The sequence below is a fragment of the Turneriella parva DSM 21527 genome, from assembly GCF_000266885.1.
Lineage (GTDB): Bacteria > Spirochaetota > Leptospiria > Turneriellales > Turneriellaceae > Turneriella > Turneriella parva.
The window spans coordinates 1,479,112-1,498,741 of sequence record NC_018020.1; the positions used below are offsets into that span (position 1 = coordinate 1,479,112).

General features: G+C 49.8%; 19 protein-coding genes. 11 read left to right on the top strand and 8 right to left on the bottom strand.

What is annotated here, in order from left to right:
- Positions 1-13 precede the first annotated feature (13 nt).
- Positions 14-1,315 (top strand): polysaccharide deacetylase family protein, encoded by a 1,302-nt coding sequence (locus tag TURPA_RS07225; protein ID WP_014802639.1) that lies wholly within the window; start codon positions 14-16, stop codon positions 1,313-1,315.
- Positions 1,315-2,070: a hypothetical protein gene (locus TURPA_RS07230; protein WP_014802640.1), complete on the top strand. Its 756-nt coding sequence runs from the start codon at positions 1,315-1,317 to the stop codon at positions 2,068-2,070. Before TURPA_RS07225 ends, TURPA_RS07230 begins: the two co-directional genes overlap by 1 nt.
- On the opposite strand, the gene TURPA_RS07235 is transcribed toward TURPA_RS07230, so the two are convergent.
- Entirely contained in the window at positions 2,067-2,288 is a 222-nt protein-coding gene (locus TURPA_RS07235; RefSeq protein ID WP_041948377.1) for an NIL domain-containing protein, read from the bottom strand. The genes TURPA_RS07230 and TURPA_RS07235 overlap by 4 nt on opposite strands.
- A gap of 234 nt (positions 2,289-2,522) precedes the next feature.
- Here TURPA_RS07235 and TURPA_RS07240 point away from each other — a divergent pair, with 234 nt between their 5' ends.
- From TURPA_RS07240 to TURPA_RS07260, 5 genes are all read left to right on the top strand, one after another.
- Positions 2,523-3,437, top strand: coding sequence for a hypothetical protein (locus TURPA_RS07240; RefSeq protein ID WP_014802642.1), 915 nt, complete (start codon positions 2,523-2,525; stop codon positions 3,435-3,437).
- Complete coding sequence (locus tag TURPA_RS07245) at positions 3,427-4,605, top strand: hypothetical protein (RefSeq protein ID WP_014802643.1); 1,179 nt, start codon at positions 3,427-3,429, stop codon at positions 4,603-4,605. The genes TURPA_RS07240 and TURPA_RS07245 overlap by 11 nt, the downstream gene beginning before the upstream one ends.
- Before the next feature lie 65 nt (positions 4,606-4,670).
- Complete coding sequence (locus TURPA_RS07250; RefSeq protein WP_014802644.1) at positions 4,671-4,970, top strand: hypothetical protein; 300 nt, start codon at positions 4,671-4,673, stop codon at positions 4,968-4,970.
- 141 nt (positions 4,971-5,111) lie between these two features.
- On the top strand, positions 5,112-7,079 hold the full coding sequence (locus TURPA_RS07255) for a SpoIIE family protein phosphatase (RefSeq protein ID WP_014802645.1): 1,968 nt from the start codon (positions 5,112-5,114) through the stop codon (positions 7,077-7,079).
- A gap of 1 nt (position 7,080) precedes the next feature.
- Entirely contained in the window at positions 7,081-7,944 is an 864-nt protein-coding gene (locus tag TURPA_RS07260; RefSeq protein WP_014802646.1) for a hypothetical protein, read from the top strand.
- Positions 7,945-8,061: 117 nt separating this feature from the next.
- Here the strand turns inward: TURPA_RS07260 and TURPA_RS07265 are convergent, their stop codons facing one another.
- Positions 8,062-9,267 carry a Crp/Fnr family transcriptional regulator gene (locus TURPA_RS07265; RefSeq protein ID WP_014802647.1) on the bottom strand — a complete coding sequence of 402 codons (1,206 nt, stop codon included), beginning with the start codon at positions 9,265-9,267 and terminating at the stop codon, positions 8,062-8,064.
- A 107-nt stretch (positions 9,268-9,374) separates the two neighbouring features.
- Here TURPA_RS07265 and TURPA_RS07270 point away from each other — a divergent pair, with 107 nt between their 5' ends.
- Complete coding sequence (locus TURPA_RS07270; protein ID WP_014802648.1) at positions 9,375-9,806, top strand: hypothetical protein; 432 nt, start codon at positions 9,375-9,377, stop codon at positions 9,804-9,806.
- Positions 9,719-11,182: an APC family permease gene (locus TURPA_RS07275; RefSeq protein WP_157210431.1), complete on the top strand. Its 1,464-nt coding sequence runs from the start codon at positions 9,719-9,721 to the stop codon at positions 11,180-11,182. Before TURPA_RS07270 ends, TURPA_RS07275 begins: the two co-directional genes overlap by 88 nt.
- On the opposite strand, the gene TURPA_RS07280 is transcribed toward TURPA_RS07275, so the two are convergent.
- On the bottom strand, positions 11,130-11,459 hold the full coding sequence (locus tag TURPA_RS07280) for a DMT family transporter (RefSeq protein WP_014802650.1): 330 nt from the start codon (positions 11,457-11,459) through the stop codon (positions 11,130-11,132). The genes TURPA_RS07275 and TURPA_RS07280 overlap by 53 nt on opposite strands.
- 188 nt (positions 11,460-11,647) lie before the next feature.
- Between TURPA_RS07280 and TURPA_RS07285 the strand changes: the two genes are divergently transcribed.
- Together TURPA_RS07285 and TURPA_RS07290 are read left to right on the top strand one after the other, a co-directional pair.
- Complete coding sequence (locus TURPA_RS07285; protein ID WP_014802651.1) at positions 11,648-12,253, top strand: hypothetical protein; 606 nt, start codon at positions 11,648-11,650, stop codon at positions 12,251-12,253.
- A 55-nt stretch (positions 12,254-12,308) separates the two neighbouring features.
- A complete protein-coding gene (locus TURPA_RS07290; protein WP_014802652.1) occupies positions 12,309-12,848 on the top strand; it encodes a hypothetical protein in 540 nt (179 codons plus the stop codon).
- A 164-nt stretch (positions 12,849-13,012) separates the two neighbouring features.
- On the opposite strand, the gene TURPA_RS07295 is transcribed toward TURPA_RS07290, so the two are convergent.
- The 5 genes from TURPA_RS07295 to TURPA_RS07315 all read right to left on the bottom strand — a co-directional run bounded on the left by TURPA_RS07295 (position 13,013) and on the right by TURPA_RS07315 (position 19,581).
- Entirely contained in the window at positions 13,013-13,480 is a 468-nt protein-coding gene (locus TURPA_RS07295; RefSeq protein ID WP_014802653.1) for a hypothetical protein, read from the bottom strand.
- Between the two features lie 139 nt (positions 13,481-13,619).
- The gene (locus TURPA_RS21580) at positions 13,620-14,159 is read right to left on the bottom strand and encodes a hypothetical protein (protein WP_014802654.1); all 540 of its coding nucleotides are present in this window, start codon (positions 14,157-14,159) and stop codon (positions 13,620-13,622) included.
- Between the two features lie 399 nt (positions 14,160-14,558).
- Entirely contained in the window at positions 14,559-15,224 is a 666-nt protein-coding gene (locus TURPA_RS07305; RefSeq protein ID WP_014802655.1) for a hypothetical protein, read from the bottom strand.
- A gap of 381 nt (positions 15,225-15,605) precedes the next feature.
- On the bottom strand, positions 15,606-18,041 hold the full coding sequence (locus tag TURPA_RS07310) for a P-loop ATPase, Sll1717 family (protein WP_014802656.1): 2,436 nt from the start codon (positions 18,039-18,041) through the stop codon (positions 15,606-15,608).
- Positions 18,042-18,723: 682 nt separating this feature from the next.
- Positions 18,724-19,581 carry a DUF4231 domain-containing protein gene (locus TURPA_RS07315; RefSeq protein ID WP_014802657.1) on the bottom strand — a complete coding sequence of 286 codons (858 nt, stop codon included), beginning with the start codon at positions 19,579-19,581 and terminating at the stop codon, positions 18,724-18,726.
- Positions 19,582-19,630 lie beyond the last annotated feature (49 nt).

A 19,630-nucleotide genomic window follows, 5' to 3' on the forward strand; every position in this document is an offset into this window, starting at 1 on the left:
GCGATTATGTCGCATGTATTCGCGCTATAAAGCGTTCATCTTTCTGACTGCGTTTATTTTCGCCGTGTTCGGGGCAACGGTCTGGTTTCAGAACCGTTCGGCGAATATTCCCGAAACACCCGGGCCTGAAGCTCAGCCTGCGGGGGCTGCCGCAGACCTCGCCGAAGCACCGCCCGCGCAACTCGTCTCTGCGTCTATGGCTGAATCTGCACCTGACCCAGCGCTTCAAACTTCAGAGATACCCGCCAACTGGCGTGAAGATTTGGGGGTGCCGATTCTCTGCTACCACCAGATCGTGACCGAAGAACAGTACCGCGAAAGACCCACCCCTTACGCCGTGACCGTAAAACAGTTTCGCGAACAGATGCAGTGGCTGGCTGACAAGAACTTCTATGCCATATTGCCCGATGAGTTATTGCTCTATGTGCGTGGCCAGAAGAAGCTCGACTTTACGAATGGGCGCCGGCCGATCATGATCACATTCGACGACGGCAATAACGATTTCGTCAATCATGCGCAGAAGATTCTCGACCAGCATGGTTTCAAGAGTGTGCTCTATATTTACCCCACCTACATCATGGCCCGCAAAGAACGATCGCTCACCTGGGCGCAGATTCAGGCTGTGCGCAAGGCAGGCCATGCGATCGAGAGCCATACGATGTGGCACCCGATGCTGAGCACGATGACCGACGCAGAACAGCGCGCGCAGTTCGCTGATTCGAAACGCATTCTGAACGAAAAGAGCGGCGCTGATGTGAAGCACCTGGCATACCCATTTGGCATTTATACATCCTCAAGTTTGCGCTTACTCAGAGAGCTCGGCTACCAGACCGCTGGCACGACTTTTCACGGGGCCAACCAGGTCGGTGAAGACCCGTATCTTTTGAGGCGTTTCTTGATCGTGAAAGGTGATGGTGAAAAGCAGTTCGCGCAGAAGACGTTCGCGCGCTCGCTACCACTGCGCTACCTGAACAGCGAGCCTGGCCAGGTGATCGAAAACCAGACGGCGGTGAAGTTTAAAATACCTGCGGGGCTTGAGAAATCTAACTTTAAGGTTCGGGTTTTTTCAACGGCGCAAGACTTTAGCTATGACAAAGAAACCGGCACGCTCAGCGTTCAGGTTGCGCCTTCTAAGAAACGCCTCAGCGTTCTGGAAATTCTTTACAAAGAAGGTTCGGTTGAATACCGTGCCAACGCACTCTTCAATCACAAACGTGCCTCGCTCGCAAGCGCGGTGGTGGCAAAAGAGAAGCCTGCAAAGGGAAAGGCCAAAAAGAAGAAGCGCAAGAAAAAGCGAAAGGCCGCCGAAGAATAATGAAAAAATTGCCCACGAAAAAATCTGCACCGGCTCGTGCTACGAGCGCAAGGCCGTCGGGCAAAGAATTCTTTACGGCGCCCAGAAAGACCGTCAGCGAAACCATAAGCCCCATGGCTGCGCGGGTGCGTTTGGGTGGAGTGCCGCTCGAGCACAAAGCGGGCTTTGAGCTGATCTCATACCGCATTCGCCAGCTTCTTCTCGGCAAACCCGAGGCATGGGAAGAGATCGATCGTGAAGAGGCCGGTTCATTCTGGTCGCTGTTTCGCAAATACCATCTGCCGCTGCTGCTGCCTTGCTTTGTCTTTTATGCAATTCGTGAGCTGATACATTTTCACAACCTGGCGCTGTTCTTGCGCCATTGCTTTATCGTTTTTCCTCTGGGTGTTGCCTTCTATGCCGGTTACATCTTTCTGTTAGGAGTGATCGCCGAAGAGACCGCCGAACACTCTGGCGGCAGATTTTCACCGCAAAGCGGAATGCGCATTGCACTGTTCTCGACACTGATCGTGAGCTGCCTCTCGGTTTTACTCTTTCTGCCGGTACTCGGTGCGCCGCTACTGATGCTTGCGATTGTCTGGCATTATCGCCAGCTATTCGCTGGCGCGCGGCAGGTGCTCAACATCGCCGAAAGCAGCTATAAGGTTTATCGTCTCAGCCACATCATTGTGTGGTTGCTCATGGGTCTCACCGCATTCGTCGGTCTGAGCCTTGTGAGCTTCTTGGCCGCGAAGCTCGGTATCGCCGCAATTTAAATCTCTTCTACCTCGATATCTGCTTCGCGCAGAAACAGAATGCCGCTTTCAATATCATGCGGTCTGCCCGAAACCTCGACGACCATCGACCCGCAGCGGTCGGGGCCGAGGTTCGCCTCGATAATGTTCGGCTGCAGGTTGTAGCCTGTGACCATGCGGTACATAAAGGGTTCTTTCACACGCTCGGCAGGCACGTTGAGGCGCAGCGTCTTGACCACCCGGCAACGCACCCCGCAGTAAAGCCTCTGTCAACCAGATTGCACCCTTGTGTCGGGGTCGGTTTACTTGTGGTGAGCAGGCCGAACCAAACCTACCCCGACGCAAAATCGCAAGATAATGCCAAAAAAAAAACCTTTTTTTCCGTTCGGTGAGAAAAAACCGCGGTTTTTGGGTATTTAATCTATAGAGGGGCTCTGGCATCAGGGCGCCTGAATTCAGCGTGTGGAGCTCTTATGAGCAACAGGTTTTGGCCACTTCTGATAGTTGGCTCGCTTTCTTCGGTTACTTCAGCCTTTGCGTTAACGGCACGCCTGGGCCACGAAACAGGCAGCGCCGATGCGGCGCGACAGATTGGCGCCGAGACATTCGATCTCGAGAACGTGTCGGGGCCGTTCGCTTTCACGGCGTATGCCCGGCGCGATGCGCTCGCACCTGACCGCAATCTGACAAATGCCATTGCGCTCGCCTCTGCGGGCTTCGAACTCGAGGGTCATCGGTTTCAATTTGGGTTGGGTTCGCACTACCGCCACGAAAAGCTGAGTGCACGGCAGAATACACCCGGTAACTTCTACCCGGCATTCGGCTTCTTGTGGTCGCACGCTGTTTTTCGCAGTGAAGTCTTCGGCTCACAATATGCGACTAAGGCCTCAGGCTCATTTCTGCTTGAGCTGCCCGTTGCACTCGAACTCAATTCAGAATTTGAATATTTGCACTCGCAGCCATACCGCTGGTCGGCTCAGGTTTTTGCCTTCGTCTCAAAATACGGCGGATTGATTTTGGGTTATGAGCCACTCAGCGAGCGCGCTCGCCTCGGCGCGTGGCTCGCGCCTACGCAGAGCATAAGGCTGAGCGCGCTCGCGCGATTCGCCCCTGCCGGTGAAGCGTTTCTCGAATTCTCGCTACAATACTCTCTCGATATTGCGCCAGAAACCGCCCGCCACGAAGCAGAGCCGTATATACCGAAGCGGCCTCGCGTGCAGAAGCGTAAGCTACCGCAGAAGGTGCCCGAGTTTTCGACGCTCATCAAGTGGGGCCTGACACCGGTTGAGGCATTGCGTTTCACCCGTGAAAGAGACGCCTGCGCACTCAGCGAATCGGCCCGCGCCTCGCTGGCGCGCAAGAACTGGGGGTGCCGCGATGCTGCGTAAGGTTTTCGCAATTGTTTGCCTTTGCGGAGTTTGCGGCCGCGCGCTCTCGCACCAGATACAATTTCAGACCGGCCGATTGAAACAAGATATCGCTCCCTCTGCTGACTTTGGGGCGGCCGTCTATCGGCACAAAGAATTTCGCGTCGGTGCATACACTGCGCCTTCGGCCAGAGGGGTAATGGCATCGTTTTCTTCGACGGCGACTCCCTTTTTGCTTGAAGTTGGCCAGCGCGAGCGGTCGCTCGACTTTGGCTTTCTCATCAGCAACGGCGCCTACCTGCCATGGACACGCAATTTTGCGTTCGCCGAACCTGCCGGTGTGCGCCTCGGTTACCAGAGTAAATACCTCTTCACCGACAGCCAATATTATCAGCTGGAGCAGAACAACGTCGCCGCGCTGCGTGTCGGCGCAATCCCGGCTTCGTGGGTGCGCTTTTCGGCGGGGGCTGCCGCCTTTGACGTCCATAACAACGAACAGCCCATTGCCATCGGCTCGCTGCAGTTCGGGGCGATCGAAAGTCGCGATGGTTTCGCCGCTGGCTTAGAAATGGCGGGCCCTGGCAATCTCTTGGCGTCGCTTCGCTACGACGGTGGGTTCTCGATGCGCGCAATTGCGTTTGAGCGCTCTGAACCCCATGGCCTCGCCAGCGGTGTCTTCGAAGCCAGGCAGGGTTTCGTCGGGCAACTCTTCTCAAAGCAATGGTTCGCGCAATATTTTGCCACAGGTTCCCATTATGCCATGCTCAGATACGCAGGTGCGTATCTCACCGGCGTTGTTGTCTACGAGCAGCGAAACCAATTAGCGGGATTTTCAGTGCGAAACTCAGAGACCGGCTTTCATCTGCGCACCGGCGCCACTCTTTCGGCTGACAGCTCGCTGCAAACGCTCGCAGGTCTCGGCTACGCAGATTATCTGTTTGTGGGTGGCGGTCACTACCAACTGTATTCAGACCAGCCGCTAGAGCCGATCATATTTCCCTCAGAGTGGTATTCTTCGATTCTTCTGCAATCCTCATCGATGCGTATCAAGAACAGCGGCTACAAGATCATGGCGCTTGTGAATACTGGTGTCGTACAGGGCTTCGTCGCATTGACGTACGCCGAAGACAGTCGCCAGCGTGAAAATTTCGGCTTCTTCATGCGGTTGGCGGGTAGTCTGTCGTTCTGAGGCGTAGATAGGCAAAAAGTCTTAAAAAACTTGACTTCACGTTCAGGCACTCCGAAATTATATTGATGGACTGGTCTCAGATAATGGTGCGCACCCTGCAAGAGGGTAGCATTCGCGAACTGCATCTCTACCAGGTTCCAGTGCTGAAGAACGTCGAAAACTGGAACCAGGTGAAAGAAATCGGCAAGGTCGATTTTCGCGGTAAACATTCTGATTACAAGGGCGCGATTGTTCAGTACGGTTCAAACTACTTCTTCTTGCCCAATGCGCGCATCGACGCACTTTCGGTTTATCGTAAGTGGAACTTCAAAAAGACCATCAAGGTCGTGACCGAAGTCGAACACAAGAAAAAACCCGTAGCCTGATTCATTCGCACTTTCACCCGCCGGGTGAAAATGTGTATAAATAATGAACACTTGTTCATTTATTGACTCTCTGATTTAACCATCTGTCTTGACCTCACGATATCGTGTCTTAAATGCCGATAATCAAACTCAGGAGCACCTATGGCCATTTTCGCGCGTTCGATTGATAAGTTGGTAAAACCCGAATTTGTGCAGCATGTGCACGACACGCTCGTGCGCGAAATGTTCTGGAACGTGCGGCTTGCCATTGTTGGCCTTGTGCTCGCGATGCTGCTCTATTACGCGATGCTGATGATCGATTCAACGATTCAGCAGCACCTTCCCTGGTTTATCGCCGAAATGGTTGCTTCTGTGCCGATTCTGATTTTCTATTTTTTTGGCGAAAACTGGATCAAGAACATGCACACGCGCGCTCTCGTCGCGAATGGTCAGGCATTTTTCATCGCCCTTTTAATCGGAGTGGGGTTCTATTTTCAGTTACCTGAAATCAAGAACCAAAGTATTAAACTAACATCGTTTGCCCTCATTATCGGCGTTACGGGTGCTGCTGCATTTACGTTCGCCTGCAATCGTTTTACGTTTATACTCTTTGCGGTGCCCTGGCTTCTGCCGATTACACTCTATTTCTTTTTCGGCGCGTCCGATGTCGGCTCAATTGCGCTCGGCGGCATGGTGATGCCTTATTTGGGCGTGCTGACTTTTCTTTGCCTTAAAGACTATGAGCGCCGCGTCGAGCTCATTCGCTCAGAACTCAGTCTGCTCGAAGAGAAAGAGCAGGTGATCACAGCTTCGAAGAAACTCAAGACCAGTCTCGATCTCGTCAACGAACTCAAGACGCAGCAAGACGGTGACTATTACCTGACTTCTCTGCTTTTGAACCCGTTGGGAGTGAATGCCGTAGACGAAGGTCTCAACGTCGATGTGGATTTCTTTACCAAACAGAAGAAGCACTTTGAGTTCAAAAATCAGAAACGCAATATCGGCGGTGATATTTCGATTGCGCATACCCTGCAGTTCGCAACGGGCACTTCGACTGTCTTTTTAAACGCCGACGCCATGGGTAAGTCAATGCAAGGTGCGGGTGGTTCGCTGGTCTTGGGTGCGGTCTTTCAGTCGATTGTCGAGCGCACGCGTCTGCAGACGCAGGTAGATCCCGAAAGCTGGCTGAAAGCTACCTTTCTCGAGCTACAGAAAGTTTTCGAAAGCTTTGACTGCTCGATGCTCGTCTCTATCTATATCGCAGTGCTCGAGAATGTCAGCGGCAAACTCTATTACCTCAACGCTGAACACCCCTGGGGCGTGCTTTACCGCGACGGCAAGGCCGTGTTTCTGCAAAACCGCAGCTATTACCGTAAACTAGGTACGCCTGGTTTGCAAGATGACATCGCCATCGACCAGATTCAGCTGCAGCCCAACGACGTCATCTTGCTTGGCTCAGACGGTCGCGATGATATCGCACTGCCCGGTCACGAGGGTAATGTGAGGGTCATCAACGAAGACGAGAGCATATTCTTGAAACACGTTGAAACCGCCGAAGGCAGATTAAATGAAATCTATGAGCTGATTGCGGCCTCGGGCGAGATTACCGACGACCTATCGCTTGTTCGCGTGAAGTATAATTCAGCCAAAGACGTAACGCCTGCCAAAGAAAAGCAGACGGCGTCGGTTCTGCTCCGCGATGCGAAGCAGCTTGTTGATTCAGGTAAACACGCCGAAGCGACACAACTGCTGCGCCGTGCGAACAACTCTTCGACTGCCGGGCCAAGGGCTCTGCGGGCCGCGCTGAATCTCGCCATGCAGATCAAAGAATACAGCCTTGCTCTGGCGATCGCCGAAAAACTACTCGCAGCGCAGGCCGACGACTTCGAAGTCATGTACCTTGCGGCATTCGCCGAGCGCAAGCTCAACCACCTGGACAAAGCATTGCACTATTCTGAGACGATCAGAAACGAAGACCCCAACACGAACGCCATGAACCTGAACCTGCTCGCAGAAATTTATATTGCTCTGCAAGACCGCGTCAAGGCAAACGTCGTACTAGACGAGATACTCACCGTAGACCCACTGAATGCCCGGGCACGGCGGCTGAGAGACGAATTACCGGGATAACATGCGCCACAACTATATCCGCATTAACACTCTTGCCGATATAGACACCTCGCGCATCACTCTGCGCAGCATCGAAAACCGTTATGTCGATGCGCAGGGGCGCCGTTTCGCGACGCGCTTCAATCTTCGCACTCGGCGCATCGAAATTGTGCCGATTGCTCTGGGTAAAGAAGAGGCGCTGATGACGCGGCGGCTTTTGGCTGCCTCGGGTAACGGGGATGAGAGGCAAGACTCAGGCAATGGCGCACAGCGTCGGGTGCACCCGATGCCGATGAAGCTGCCCGCCTGGGTTACTGAACTCAACATAGAACCCGACATGTCGGTTTCAGAAATGCATGGCTTTCTCGTCAATGCGGAGCGCGAAATACAGCGCAACGGCGAACGCTACCGCGGTCTGATACAGAGTCTCAAGATGTCTTCAGTGCTCGAAGAGATGAAAGACGGCAACCAGCACGATGCGGTGCTCGGTTTGACCAATGCCTACGAGCGAGATATTCAGGCGCATGCGTCGCGCGTGCAGGCGATGGTCGTCGAATTCTTGCGTTTCCCGAAACCCCTCGCGAGTTATCTGGGGCAGGTTGATCGCAATTGCAAGAAATACGTCGAGAAACTCGACATTGATAAGCAAAAGCGGTATTGTATGGCATATTTGCTCGCGAGTGAAATGTTCAGCGTTTTTAAAGGCTGTAAAGAGCTGATGGAGATGATTGAGAAATTCACCGTCGATGCGAAGCCCGAGCGCTTAAATTACGATCGCAAAGGTGCATTCGAATCGGCGATGCAGACGATGAAATACCTGAAAGAATCGCTCGACGACGAAATCGCAAAATTTCTGGGCGTGTTGTCAGCAGCCGACGTGATCTAAGCGCTCCGCTGCTTTCCATTCTTTCGGCTCAGCAGGATACGTTGAGCGTTGAAAACGCTCTAGCGCGTCGCCCGGATTGCATCCTTGCAAGCGGCGAGCTTGGGCCATCCATGGCCCTTAGCCCATTTTCGCGGCTTCGCGCTGGCGTTCTGCCGCTGCGCGCTTGCGAATGAATTGTACCTGTTTCTCGAGTTCGGCAAGGTCTTTGCAGATGAACTTGCCCTGATCGAGACGCAGGTTCTTGTCGCTGAGCATCGTGATCAGATACTCTTCGCCCTTTTCTGGCGGGTAACCGAGCATTTTGAGAATTTCTTGAGAACCAATGTCGAACACATAGCTCGTCTTCGGCTGAATCGCAACTTTCTTCTTCTGCACCTGCGTTAGCAGCGTATCGTACATGCGGCCCACCGGGTCGGCGATGAGCAGGTTCGCGAGCTGTCGGTACGCAAGCCAGATGCGCTCGCTGAGAAGCGTGATCAGCTTCGTCGCCAGCTGCGGTTGTGCCTGTACCATGCCCTCAAAGTTCTGCTTGTTGATCGCCAGCGTCGTCACGTTACCGAACGCTGCTGCCGAGGCAGAACGCGGCTTATTCTCGAGCAGGGCCATTTCGCCGAAGATGTCGCCGGGGTTGAGAACTGCGAGCAGAACCTCGTTATCATTCACAACCTTGGTGATCTTGACCTTACCGCCCTGAATGATGTAGAGTTCGTTGCCGGGTTCGTGTTCGATGAAGATCATCTGCCCGTCGGCGAAAGAGCGCGCGAGTGCATTGCCGCCGGGTGCAGGCACCGACATCGGGGCGCTCATGTTCTGCAGCGCCATCTTGGCCTGAGGAGCGTGCGGGCCGTTGGGGTAAAACTGCAGGTAACGCTGGTAGGCGTATGCAGCGTGCTTCATTTCTTGTTTTGCGTAATAGAACTGCGCGATATTGAACATCAGCTGCGGGTCTTCTTCGACCGTGCTGTGAAAAGTCAGCTTGGTGATCGCGCGGTCAATGATGCGCAGCCGCTGCGAAAAGTAGCGAATGATCTTCATCGCGATCGGCGCGTTTTTTTGAATCAACACGCCAAATTGGTCACGCCCCACATTGATCATCGACGTGTTCGCAAGGCACTGTGCCGTCTCAATATGCGGGTGGCCACTCATCGAAGATACCACCCCGAAGAAGTCGCCAGGGTTAAGAATCAGGTTGGGTTCTTCGCCGGGTATCGGCATCTCGGCCGTAAGGCGTACTTTGCCCTGCCGAACGATGTAAAAGCCCGGTGCGGCTTTGCCTTCGACAATTACAAAGGCATTTTGCTGAAAATTGGCGATCTGAAACATATGTCGGCGAGTTTATCCCTCTTAATTATCGGCACATGCCTTGGCAAGGTGAAGAACAGATTAGGTGTTTTTGGTTTTCGGCATATGGTGGCGATTGCCGGTCGGCCATGCGAAGGGCCGGCCTGCTCATTTTTATTGCTGCATTTCAGGTGCTCTGCGCCAAACCCTATTCACAGCGCATCAAACTCGCCGATGAGACGCTGGTGCAGGCCCGCGACCAGGGTATACCCTATGAGGCTATGCTCGATGCAGCCTTAGACAAGGGGCCAGAAGCATTTGAGAGGTATATCCTACTGATGCGAAAACTCGACACATCGGGCGCATATTTTCATTTCTTTCATGTCTATGAAGCCGCCGAAATCGCAGGCGATGCGAAATTTGCCCCCGCGACCTCGAAGCTGAAAGCCGACGATGCCAAAATGCTGGTGCAGGGGCTCGGAGAGGCGCATGGTTGGCTCAAAAGAAAGACGGCATTCGCGGCGCGTTTTCCCAAGGCGGCGAATCAGTTTCGCGCTTTGGGTATCAAGGTGGATTTCTGACATTCACGAACCCTGCGGCACCTCGCAGGGCATTGGGGCTCTTCACCGCAATCAGTCTCGTTGCCGGCTGCATGATCGGCACGGGTGTTTTTCTGAAGCCCGCGATCATGGCGCAGCACGCCGGTAGCGTGGCGATCGTGCTTCTGGCTTGGCTCGTGGCGGGTTTGCTTTCATACGCGGGTGCACTCACGTACGCTGAACTCTGTTCGCGCATGCCCGAAGCAGGTGGCGAGTATGCGATCTTGCGCAATGTCTATGGCAGGTTTCCCGCTTACATGTATGGCTGGATGCGCTTCACCATCGGCGCACCGGGCAGCGCCGCTTCTTATGCAGTCGGCGCGGCAGCGTTTCTGCATGTGGTTGTGCCCTATTCGGCAATGGGCATCAAGGTTTGGCAGATGGCCGTGGTATTCATCGCGCTCTTCACGATTATCAACAGCCTCACGATATTCGTGAGCTCTTCGGTGCAGGTGACGCTCACCGCAATCAAGATCATTAGCCTCAGCGTGCTCGTCGGCACGCTGTTTTTTCTCGCCCCCGAAGCGGCCCGTGATGCCGCGCCGGTAAAATGGCCTGGCATGGTGTCTTTTTCTGCCGCGCTCTTGGCGGCGCTCTGGGCCTATGACGGCTGGAACAACCTGCCGATGCTCGGTGGCGAAGTCAAGAATGCGCAGCGCAACCTGCCTATCGCTCTCGCCGTCGGTCTTGGCCTCGTGATCGTTGTCTATCTGCTGGTGAACCAGGCGTTCTTTCATGTTCTCACCTTTAACGAAGTGCTCGCCGCCAACCCTTCGGTGAAACCCGATGCCGAACCCGTTGCCACCGCTGCGATGCACAAGGTTATATCCGATGCGAGCGTGAAGGTCATCGCAGCAATGATGGTCGTGTCAGCGCTCGGCGCGATGAGCGGTTCGATTCTCGCGAGTGCGCGTGTGCCATATGCAATGGCGCATGACGGAGTCTTCTTCAAACCGCTCGGCCGTCTTTCGCCGGTGAATGCGATTCCGGTTGTGTCGACGATCACGCAGGGTTCAATCGCCGCGTTGCTCGCCGTCTCGGGCACTTTCGACGAACTCACCGATTCGGTTGTCTTTGCTTCGTATATATTCTATGGACTCACTGCAGGTGCGATCTTTAAGATCAGGGGTTTCAGAAAAACTGCTGCCGAGCCGGGCATATTCAGAACGCCGCTATATCCGATTTTGCCTTTGCTATTCTTGCTCTGCTCGGCCGGCTTCATTATCTATGCAGCGATTGCAATGCCATACCTCACGGCGATCGGCATCGGCGTTATTCTGCTGGGCGTGCCGGGCTATTTCTGGTTCACGAAGAAGAAACCATCTTCAGCCCCACAATTGACGCAATCAGCGTCGTGATGAAAAAGACTCTCCAGAATGTCACTGGGTCTTTGAATACCAGAATGCCGACCACCACCGTGCCCACCGCGCCGATGCCTGTCCAGACTGCATAGGCGGTACCGATCGGCAGCGCTTCGACCGCTTTCATGAGCAGAAGCATGCTGAGGCTGAGCGCGGCAAAAAAACCGGCGTACCAGAGAGTTCTCTCGAAGCCCGCGGTTTCTTTCGCTTTCGCGAGGCATGCGGCGAATGCGACTTCGAAAAGGCCTGCGATGATTAAGGTGAGCCAGGGCATTCTTGGGTTTCTAACCAATTCACTTTCAGTGCGGGCACCACTTTTTTATGCCAGAGGTAACGCGAATCTGACGAACCAGCACATATTCAACCTGCTTTACGCCTTGAATCAGCATAAGGTGTCAGGCGTCAGACAGAGCATCTTGCAGGGTGCTCTGTGCAACATCTATCATGAGAGGAGTATCTAAAATGAAAAGATTCAGCATCTTCTGCTTCTTACTGCCAACCGTATTCACCTTCTCGGCATGCGTCACTTTTCTTGATCTTGAAAAAAAAGAGACAGCAAAAAACGAAACAAGCGTTTCAGCCAAAAAAAACCTGACGATCACCTATGCGCAATACCAGCAGGTCGACTCTGAGAAGACCAAATCACCAGAGAAAGACAGACTCATCACTGAGCAGAGAATCGTCAAGATTTTGAACCGCAGCAACCAGTTTACCGAGGTAAAGGTTGCAGAAAACGAAAATTCACCCGCAACCTCTGACCTCACGATGAAGTTTACAGTGGTTTCGAACGTGAACAACAAAATTGGCCCACTCAGAATTCTCTCTTTTCTGACGCTCGGTGTCGTGCCCATGCAGTTTAAACAAGAAACGAAACTCACGACCGAAGTTTTAGACAAAAGCGGCAAGCGGTTGAAATTGACAGAAAGCTCTTTTCAGTCTGATACCTGGATAGGCTGGCTCTTTCTGCCCCTCGCGCCATTCTTTTGGCCCGATTCTCAGGCAGATAAGGCATTTGAGAACATGGTAGGCTCCACTCTTGCTGAAATGAAGAAAGAGAATCTTCTGTAATTTGGCAAGCGGCTTACATAATTCGTCGAAGCTAAAGGCACGGGTCATTCGGCCCGTGCGACAGCGAAAAATTCGATTCTTTGCACTGTGTACAATCTTGTCGTTGCTCACCGGTTGTTCGGCCATTAGCCGGTGGCTGCTCGTAAACCGTACCGATGAGACAGTACGCGTCACCATACAATTTGCCGATTCAGAATTTTCTCCCGAAGAAATACGGTTATACAAGATTCAATTTCTTCTCGACGACGATGTGGGCGGCATAGACTTCTTTACAGTTTTTGAAGACACGGCGGTGTCGAAGCCCGTAGAATTCGATAAGTTGCGCAAAACCTTCATTTTTGACTTAGCCCAGAACGAATATGCAGATATTCTGCTGTCGAGTTTCGCCCCGGCAAACCGCGTATCTGTGCGAATTCAAGGTGAATCGGGCAGATATGCAGAAATCTCTGGTACGGTCGCGCAGCCCACGAGCGCGTATATCAAACCATCTGATTTACTGATTACCCGGGGCACCTCGTGTACGCCGGTACGCAATGCTTATCGGTGTGTGACGAAGATAAAATCGGATATGCTCGCGGCGCAGCCGAACAAATAACGCGGACTCAGCTCACTACTGAATATCGCGGCGTTTGCAGACTGTTTATCCTGGGAAACATTGCTTCAGAACGATGCTTTTACAGCCACCTGTCGCTAAAATATGCGCTCCCGCGACGCTCATTTGCTGAAAATCTTGCACGCTGGCGAAAAGCCTCTTCTACATCATTCGGGCAACGCCTGAAATTCGGCAACGAATAATGTATGGGTATTATCAAAGGTATTGTATAGGCCATGCATGCAGAAAAGCAAAACATTCTTACCGATGAGTTGTTCTTTCTCCAGGTATGGCAACAGTTGTTTCTGAAAAATCAGACGAAAATTTACGCCATCTGCGCGAATCATGAGCTCGTGGGTATAGGCTGAAGCATGTTGCGGATCTTGCCACACAAAGTGGTTATAGTGTTTAATCGCCCATGCGCCCTTTTTATCGACACGGGTCGGCTTTGCGCTAATGGGTAATACCAGACGAAACTTATTCGAAAATGAGCCTACGCCCGGGCCATCTTGCTTTTCATAATTCTCAGAGATGTTCTGAAAGAATTTCATTTCGACGGGCGCGTAAGAATCGTAGTTGAATGCGAATGCGCCCGTGGCGGTAAGTGTGGTGATGAGTAGCGAGTATTTTAGCATGGCGTACCTCTATTTGCTTTTGGGAAAAGTGAAATTTATCGTATGCCAGACAACGCAGACCTGATAATTTCTATGTGTAAAGCTATTTTGCTGCTTCAATTCGGCCAATAGCTGTTGCATATGGGTCTACGGAGAATAGTCAAAAATACCGAACGAGACCCAGGCCAGCACCCATCGCCTCGTAAGAGGGGTTAAACGGGCCTAAGCCCTGACCATTTGAAACATGCATCCAATGACTAGAAAGGCGTAAGTGCGTGTCAGTGCTGAGTTCAACCCCGACAGTGGGGCCAATGCGACCCATGAAATTGTATATGTCGCCCCCTGCGGGAAAATGGTTGCTGTAGATTATGAATCCCCCCAAAGTTTCAATGCCAAAGCGCCAGCCTTTGATATCGAATGGCTCAAAACGCAATAAGCCGCTCGCGCCCACCCCTGTGGCGCTGCTACCGTAAGTGGCGCTTCGAAATGTGCCATCACTGATTGAACCTTCTAGCCGAATAATTTCGCCCCAGGCCCGGGTCACCGTGACACCGCCACCAACCACCAGCCAGCCGTTACGGGTTACATTTCTGCCGAATATGACGTCGGCCGTGACCGTGTAAATCGGGCGGTCAGTCTTTGTCGGCGAGAGGTATTGAACGCTCGGCTGATAGAAGCGCCCGCCGCCAGCAGAAAACACAACGGCAGAAGGGAGGCTAAGGCATAGGTCACTATCGCCATAATTGGCAGCGCTGACCGAAATTTCGACTCAGGGGTTCCAGAGTGTGGCGTGTGGTTTTGATTCGATGGGGCTAAATCGATGCTGCTTTCGTACGCAAGCGGGGACATGCGCCACTGGGGCTGGTTTCGCGGTAACGGGCAATAGAATGCTATACTCATTCGATGAACGGCTGACCTCTCGGCCACATTGCTTTGCATAATTCTGGGTCATGTTCTAAAGGAGGCGAATTTCGGCGGGTACGTAATCATATTTGAAAGCAAAGGCCCACCAAAAGTAGGTACCCTAAGCACGTATTGCAGGTGTATTCGTCGCCGGCGTATTGTCCAAATTTGGCTGGCTAACGTGCGGTTATCTACCTCAAATTATACCTTCATATCTATCATAATTCCATCTCAAGTTCGCTTTTTGGGCCATCTCGTAATCTTGGATTAGGCGCTTTATGGCCCCGCGATGAGCTGCACCGATATAAAAGACCGCTGTCTCAAATGGTTTCTGTTCAAAGTAGCGATATATGTTAGCCACCATGGTCGATTCACGTTTCTTCATGTGCTCGTTCCAGGATTTGTGTATCTCCCAGAGCTCAACCTCATTAATTATTTGCAAAGCTTGTTCGATCGCATTTTCCAAGTTTCTGTTTACTTTTTCGAAGTGAGCGCTGTTAAGATAACCGAAACCATACATCCGCTTATCCACCGCGTCGGTATCTATGATGGAGCTATAGCCAAAGCTAACCGCCTCTACTCGTTCATGCATCTGCCGGTGCAGTTTGAAAAATGATTCTGGCGGCAAAACATCTAAGTCCACTGGAATATGCTCGACTGGATACTTTTGGATATAGAGATTAATGGCCTCGGTTTCTAGCTGTCTTCTTGTTTTATCAAGATAATGCGCATCAAAATCTGATGGCATAAGCTCTTCAAAAATTACCTCGGGTCTGATCTTCTCCAGAATCTGGTAGAAGCTTTGGATGTTGCAGGCTCCGGCTTCCCTGTGCATGGTGCCGATGAGTGTAATATTGTGCATACTAATAGGTTGTCTGCCCAATGGCGGGCAAAGAGTCGGTTATCGAACGCTTAGCGAGGTAAACCTCGTAAAATCTATCCGCAAAGCCATTTTCTGCGCTCTCAACGCCGACTTTGGTTGAGCCCGTCTCACGCCTATGTCTTGATCTCGCCGAATATAACCCTTGCCAACAGTTCTTAACGGCACTCAATAGAGGAGCCGGTGTAACATATCGCAGGCGACCTCAACCAGTGATGCGAATCACTAGGAGCCCCAGCCCTAGTCACGACAATATTCAGAGCACGTTTTGGCCTCCCAAAACGTACGCAGCCTTAAGATATTGTCAGTTTTGTATGTTCAGAGTTTAGCGCACCAAGAGGTCCAGAATTTAGCGAAATAGGATTACTTGCATTCGGAAATATCATTTACCTTTCCCGTGATAAACGGAAGGTACTTGGGGGCCAGTATGTTGAGTTTAATTATGCGCCAAAGTTGCGAGTTGATTATTACTCGATTGTTTCCAAAGTATCTTCTAATCGGGCTTGCTGAATTTTTCATCAACACGTCTAAGCCAATGATTGATTCTGCATTTTCGTCATAGCATTGAATGAACTCTTTTTCGATAAGAATTTTCAGCAGATGGTCGCTACGCGACTCTGCGCACTTAGCTTTTTTCGCGATGTTTCTAAACTTTGCTAAACCAATGAGGGTACCCTCATATGGGGTTAGTTCATAAAGAAGATCGTTCATTTCCGAACAGTCAGCAATGGTTTCGTCCACCAAATTATCTCGGACAAAATACATATACTCTTTTATGGCGTACACGACATCCGCGTCCAAAATACTTCTATGACCATTGTCGATTGCTTTTACGAAAAGTGTTCGAATGAAGTAAATAATATCACGTGGTTTTTTGTAAATTATGTTGAATATCTGATTATAAGGGTGATCGCCATTTCCAAAGTGGAAGTATTTTGACCAAATTTCAAATGGGTCGTGTCCCTCAGGCAAATTCAATGTGAATGCAAATCTCTTCTCGATTATTGTTTTCAATAGATTTGGGTAAAGCCCCCAATTAATCTCGTGACAGAGCGTCCTGAATTTCCCTTTTTCATTTGAATATTTTCGAAGATATTCAAGTATGTCGGTTCTCAAAAAGATGATGTTCTTAATCTCAAGCTTCATTTCACCTGGCAAATTTAGTTCATCTCTGACCTTGTTGCTCATGTCGATCAATGAATTTATCATTTCAGCTTGATAGTCGAACCTATGATCCGTATCCCAAGTTCTATCTAAATTATCTGCAATAATTATAATCCGATAATACTTTGATTTTTTCGATTTGAAATATTGGTTCAAGATCAACACCAGTGGACTCAGGAACGTCCTGTGTAAGGTTTCTAATGAATTTGGTTCGATTGATCTATGAGAGGTGTGCCCGCCCCGCAGTACGTGTTTCAGCAAGGCCAAAAAGCTAAGATTTACAATATCTTTGTTTTTCTTGGCAAAATCCAAAAGGTTTAGTTCTTCCGTACTGTTTTGGTCTGTTGTCTTTGCTTGCGTCTTATTCGATAAGAATATGAGCAGTCGTGAGAAAATGATCAGTTTCCATACCGTATAGAAGAAAGATTTCCTAGAGGCTTCTTTAAACAATTCAGCTATGGAGATGTTTTCTTCAAGTTCGTCCGGATCAGGCTTAATATTAACAATTAGATTATTGTCATCTTCTTTTAGGTGATTGTGGAGAATGATGTTGATGGCTGTCTTTCCGGAGCCTTTCGGGCCAGAAATAATTACTTTCGACATGTTGATTGCCGCGTTATAGGCCGCATTCTCTGCAAAATAATAGATAAGCTTATCTTGTTCGTTTTCTGCGACGTCATCACCTATGCCCAGCTTTATCAAATTAAGTTCATGCTCATGTTCTTGAGGTATTATTTGAGTTGTACGTTCGGCGCTCGGCTGTAATAGTTGATTTAGCCACGGATCGACATCTAGAATTAGGTCATTGGAGTCTGTATATTGATAGAGAATATCATGGTAATCCAATGGCGCTTTGAAAATGGCCGGGGCAATTAGTTTTACATTGCGATCTAACCCGCAAGCAACACCGGCCAAAAAAGAATTTGTGGCATTCTCAGCACGGTGATTTTCTATCCGATCATTCAGGAAATGAATTAAGACCCCCTTTGACTTTATTATATTTTGAAAATAGAACTGAATTGGACGGTACGAAATCTCACTTTTGTTATCAGTGGTGATGTTTAAATTCTTTTCCGTACGATATAATTCGACATATTCCCAGAGATCAATAAGATATTGACTTTTCAACTTTGTCTGGACATAGAAAATGTCATTCGTACATGGCGCAATTAGTGTAGAGTCGGTGTATTGATTCAGTAGGTTATCGTTGTAATTTTTTTGTTTGATGTCTTCTGCTATTTCTTTCCCGGTCATTGCCGTTGAGTAGCGTATGTCTTTAAAGATCGAATCCTTATAGAGTTTTTCCGCGCCTTCAATGCTTTTGTTAAGCAAGATCAACAGTTTTTTATTTCGCGCCAACGCATACCCGAGTTCAAACAATACATTATGGTTAAAATACGTTACATCACAAACAAATATCGAGCATTCATTAATGTTTGCCAAGACTTCTTTGGTGATTGAATTTGTTCGTCGAAATTCTTCCCAACTAACGGCTTTATATTTTGGATGATAGGCATTGATAGTCTGAATAGCCTTCTTAATTCCCCCGATATTGGGATCTGATTGAGTTCCTTGTTGCCCTTGGTAAGCAAAGAAAATTAATTCCTTTTGGCTCGATAATTGATCAGAACTCATAATGATCAGCTGTGCATGCGTACCAACGCTCAATTAATTTATTGCGCAAAGAATCCGCCACGAACAGCGCAATTGAAGCCGCTCAAGTTGCGGCGTAAAGTCCATTCTTGCAGCCAGTAAGATTAGTAGGTGAATTGAGTAAATGAGCTTGGTTGTGGCTTTCCGACATCGTCTGTAACCTTTGCGCTTCGTTTCCCAACTTGATAAGCCGATGCAAGTCGCGTCGGTTTGCTAACAGCTAGCGGGTGCTTGTCCCTAAATTTCTAGCCTTTGCGTCGGGCTTTCATCGTCGATTTTTCTGATTGTGATGCGAAAATAGAATCACTCAACCGCCGCCATTCCCAATTCTTGTTCGAAAAATTTTGCCAAGTTTATCGTTAAGGAAATATCCAGATCAAATAAGGATTGCAAATACGGCCGATTCAAACTTTAGCGCAATTCGAAGGTCACCAATAAATAAGTAACTGAACGCACCTGGCATTTGCACCTTGGCGCTGAAAGACGCGCCAGCGGCGAGCGCCTATTGACTTCTTATACGACAATCGGTTTTACCGCCTCTAGATTTGCCGGGGATTCCTGAGCTACAACCGTCAAAAAAACCAGAGAACACATACCACCACCCAAGATTTCAGCTGCGTGGGAATTAGAACGCTGTTGTAGTTGTTTTCAGTGGTTTGGCGGCTCAGTTATCCTTGCGCGCTGCCCATTGAGTATGCTCCCGGGAGAATGCGCTTTCAGCATCGCTTACAAACAACGAAAATTGTTCTTGGGTCTTAACGTCATAAATTGCACCACGAATTAGGGTTATCTCGTTTGCGGTCAAATTATAAGCTGAAGTTAGATCTCTGTATCTTTGAATCTGAAGCCAAGACAAGATCGCACCAGCAATTGTTGGGGCAGTGTCGATAATCAAGGTATGCAGGGACGGTATTATCAAATAAAAAAAGAAGCAAACTATAAGAATCAAATGATTTAAGAAAAACAAGCCATACCAGAATTTTGAACCCCGACGGTTCAATCTCGCCTTTTCTGAATACCAATTCAATTGCTCTTTTATGCGGTTATTCAAGTAAAATGACTTCCTATGAGCTAAAGTCGCCGACCGAAGTGTCTTCATGGATTCCGAAATAACTGCATGTTGATCGAGTTCTGTTAGCATTTGTTGAGATACATTCTGATTTTGTTTCAATAGATCGCCAAGATGCCGGGTAAACAATACTTGTGCATTATTATTGTCAAAAGGCTCTGCGCGCATTACGAACCGCCATGTCATCGTTTTTACAGATTCGGCCAATGCCCTTGCGGTGTACCATACAGTATTCTTGTCATCGAAAGTCAGGAAGATGTTCAAGACGAAAGAAATTAGGATCAAAATTGCCGAAATAATCTTTCCAACCGGGATCTCTTTGAACATTGAAAAAATGATGCAAAAGGCCACAAGGCACACAGTGTGCCATTTGAAAATGCGTTTGTATAAAGCCTGAGTGCGATTTGATAGCTTATCCGCTGAGGAGTATAAGCTCGGATACTCTAATGCCATACATTAGGTGTAATAGTTTTTACTTTATCTGACACTCTCTTAACAAAAA